Genomic DNA, 3292 nt, shown 5'->3' with positions numbered 1-3292 from the left:
AACTCCTTTGACCGATTTCTCCAGACGAAAGCGGCCTCGCTGCTCCTGCCGGTGGTCACCCTGCTGCTGACCCTTGGCCTTTGGGAGGCAGGGGTGCGGCTGTTGCAGGTTCCCCGCTTTGTTTTGCCTGCGCCCAGCGCGATCTGGCAGTCGATGCAGGAGTGGGACGAGGTGATCCTGGGGCACTCGCTGTTTACCCTCAGCTCAACCCTGCTGGCTTTTGGGCTGGCTTTGGTGGGCGGGATCTTGCTGGGATCCCTTATCGGCAGCTCCCGCCTGGCCCATCTGTGTCTGTACCCACTGCTGGTGGGGTTTAATACCATCCCCAAGGTGGCCCTGGTGCCGCTGCTGGCGATTTGGTTTGGCCTGGGCATGATCCCGGCGGTGATTACAGCTTTTTTGCTGGCCTTTTTCCCCATTGCCGTGAATGTGGCGGTGGGCCTGGAGACGGTGGAGCCAGAAATGCGCGATGTGCTGCGCTCCCTGGGGGCCAGCGGTTGGGAAATCTTCCTCAAGGTGGGGCTTCCCCACAGCTTGCCCTATCTGTTTGCCTCGCTGAAGGTGGCCATTTCGCTGGCCTTTGTCGGCGCGGTGATCGCGGAGACGGTGGCCTCTAACCGCGGGCTGGGCTACCTGATTGTGTCCGCCAGCTCTTCTTTTGATGTGCCCTTGGCCTTTGCCGGCTTGGTTGCCCTCGGCCTCATGGGTGTTCTGCTCTACTCTTTTTTCGCCGCTCTGGAGCGCTACCTCTTGGCCTGGCGGCAGTAGCGGGAGGGATCCCGACGGGAAAGCTGGCCCAAGCTAGCTCAAGTCGGGAAAGGTGGCCCGCACCGCCGGGTGGATGAGCTTTCCGCCCCGGATGTTGAGCCCCTTGGCCAGGCCCGGATCCTGCTCCAGGGCGGCGCTCAAGCCAAGGTTGGCCAACTTGAGGACGTAGGGGAGGGTGGCGTTGACCAGCGCCTGGGTCGAAGTCCAGGGGACGGCCCCCGGCATGTTGGGAACCCCGTAGTGCAAGACTCCGTGGGCTTCGTAAACCGGCTGGGCATGGGTGGTGACCTTGGTGGTGGCGATGCACCCCCCCTGATCCACGGCCACATCCACGATCAAAGAGCGGGGCCGCATCTGGGCCACCAGCTCTTCCTTCACCAAAACCGGGGCGCGGCTGCCCGGCACCAACACTGCTCCCACCACCAGGTCGGCCTCGCGGACGCACTCCTCGATGCTCTGGGCGGTGCTGTAGAGCAGCTCCACCCGCGACCCGAAGATCAGCTCCAGCTCGTTGAGGCGCTGCAGGTTGATGTCCAGAATCTGCACCCGCGCCCCCAGCCCGACGGCCATCTTGGCCGCCTCCGTACCCACCGTGCCCCCGCCCAGGATCACCACCCGCCCCGGCGGCACCCCTGGGATCCCGCCCAGCAACACGCCTCGCCCCCCCTGCTGACGGGTGAGGTAGTGGGCGCCAAATTGCACCGACAGCCGCCCGGCAATCATGCTCATGGGCATCAAGAGGGGCAGGGATCCGTCGGGCAGCTCCACCGTCTCGTAGGCCAGGCAGGTGGCCCCCGAACGCAGCAGGGCCTGGGTCAGCTCGCGGCTGGCCGCCAGGTGCAAGTAGGTAAACAGGATGAGATCCGGATGGAGCAAGGGATACTCGGCGGGCAGGGGCTCTTTGACCTTCACCACCAACTGCTGCCGGTAGATCTCCTCCGGTGTGGCGGCCAGCTTGGCCCCCGCTTTTTGGTAGTCTTCGTCGCTAAAGCCCGCCCCCTGGCCGGCTTGGGTCTCCACCCACACCTGGTGCCCCTGCTCAGTCAAGGCCCGCACCGCCGCCGGCGTCAGGCCGACGCGAAACTCCTGCTCTTTGATCTCTTTGGGCACGCCAATGCGCATAGGGATCCCCACAGGGCTGTTCTCCAGTCTAGACAGACCGGCGCTGGGATGGGATCCCTGGCCTGCGCAGACCGGCCAAAATCCCTACCTTTTCCCCGCAAGGGGACGGAAACTGTGTTGAAGGGATCCGGTGGATCCCTGGCTAGGTTGGGGGTTGCTCCGCCCGGAAGGGATCCCTAGCGCAGGAAGCGGGCCAAGAGCAGCAGGCCGAGGCTACCGAAGAGGAGGTTGAAGCTCCAGGCTGCTGCCCAGGGAGGAAGGGCTCCTGCTTCTCCCAGGCTGCGAGATACGCTCAGCACCACGTAGTAGGCAAACACCAACAGGATCCCGAAGACGACGCCGCCATAGCGGCCCACACGGCGAGCGGTGCTGGATCCCAGGGGAAGGGAAATCAGCACGGCAAAAAAGCTGGCCAGGGGCAGGGAAAAGCGCATGTGGAACTCGGTGCGCAAGGGCTGGGTATTGAGGTTGGAGCGGGCCAGGCGGGAGATGCGCTCCGCCAGCTCCGGTAGGCTGAGCTCGTTGGGGGGAACTGGCGGCTGCAACAGGGCGGCCAGATCTTGGGAGACCGCCAGCGGCTTGCGGTCGAAGGGCTCTTCGGCCAGGCTGAGGCCATCGGGGCCGTAGCGGTGGGTCACTCCTTCGCTGAGGGTCCAGTCCAGGCCATTCCACACCGCCTGGGCCGCCAGCGTCACTTCCGCCAACTGGTACTTGCCCCCCGGCAAGGGATCCACCTGCAAGATGGTGACATCCTGCATGGTATTTAGCCGCGGATCCACCTGGCGGATGAAAAACCAGAGGTTGTCTAAGGACTCCGTCCCGCCAACGCGAGCGGTCTTGAAAAAGACGTCGTATTGCACCGGGCTTGTAGCTTGGGCCAGGAGCGCCTGCTGGTCAATGCGGCGGATTTCCCGTTTGCTGGCCGGCAAGAGCACGTTGCTGATCAAAAAAGCGCTCAGGCTCATGAGCAGCCCCACCAGCAACAGGGGACGAAAGATGCGCGTAAACGGGATCCCGGCTGCCCGCATGGCGGTAATCTCGCTGTTGCCGCTCAGCTTGCCCAAGGTGAGCATGGTGGCAAAAAAAGCAGCGATGGGCATGCCCAGCACCACCATCTCCGGCAGATCCAACATCAAGAGCCGCAACACCGTCAGGGGCGGTACGGATCCCTCGACCAGCCGCTCGGCCAGGGTAAAGAGCCGGCCCGCCAAAAGCAGCAGGGTTCCCCCAGCTATACCGGCCAAAAGGGGGGTGAGCATCTGTCCAAAGAGGTAGCGCTCCAGCAGCCAGAACTTGGTGAACAAGCGGGCCATGGGCAAAAGTTGAGGGATTAGGGCTATTTCAAGCTAGCGTGAACGGTTCTCCGGCAGGCCCTCACCCCCGGCCCCTCTCCCAGAGGGAG

3 protein-coding genes are annotated in these 3292 nt (G+C 64.0%); 1 reads left to right on the top strand and 2 read right to left on the bottom strand.

Features of this window, described 5'->3' with window-relative positions; all coding sequences use genetic code 11:
• On the top strand, positions 1 to 768 hold a 768-nt coding region (locus tag NW844_RS06155; protein ID WP_414334381.1), incomplete at its 5' end, for an ABC transporter permease.
• Between the two features lie 33 nt (positions 769 to 801).
• Here NW844_RS06155 and ald read toward each other — a convergent pair.
• Together ald and NW844_RS06145 are read right to left on the bottom strand one after the other, a co-directional pair.
• Positions 802 to 1890 carry an alanine dehydrogenase gene (ald, locus tag NW844_RS06150; protein WP_414334380.1) on the bottom strand — a complete coding sequence of 363 codons (1089 nt, stop codon included), beginning with the start codon at positions 1888 to 1890 and terminating at the stop codon, positions 802 to 804.
• A gap of 176 nt (positions 1891 to 2066) precedes the next feature.
• A complete protein-coding gene (locus NW844_RS06145) occupies positions 2067 to 3203 on the bottom strand; it encodes an LptF/LptG family permease (protein ID WP_414334378.1) in 1137 nt (378 codons plus the stop codon).
• Positions 3204 to 3292 lie beyond the last annotated feature (89 nt).

Source organism: Synechococcus sp. H55.2 (genome assembly GCF_047462495.1).
Taxonomy (GTDB): Bacteria; Cyanobacteriota; Cyanobacteriia; order Thermostichales; family Thermostichaceae; genus Thermostichus.
Note: the sequence above shows the minus strand (reverse complement) of the source record. Positions and strands in the feature narration are given on the sequence as shown.

Bases quoted from the DNA above. Each gene is read 5' to 3' on its own strand.
- ald (WP_414334380.1), bottom strand. From the start codon at position 1,890: ATGCGCATTGGCGTGCCCAAAGAGATCAAAGAGCAGGAGTTTCGCGTC.
- NW844_RS06145 (WP_414334378.1), bottom strand. From the start codon at position 3,203: ATGGCCCGCTTGTTCACCAAGTTCTGGCTGCTGGAGCGCTACCTCTTT.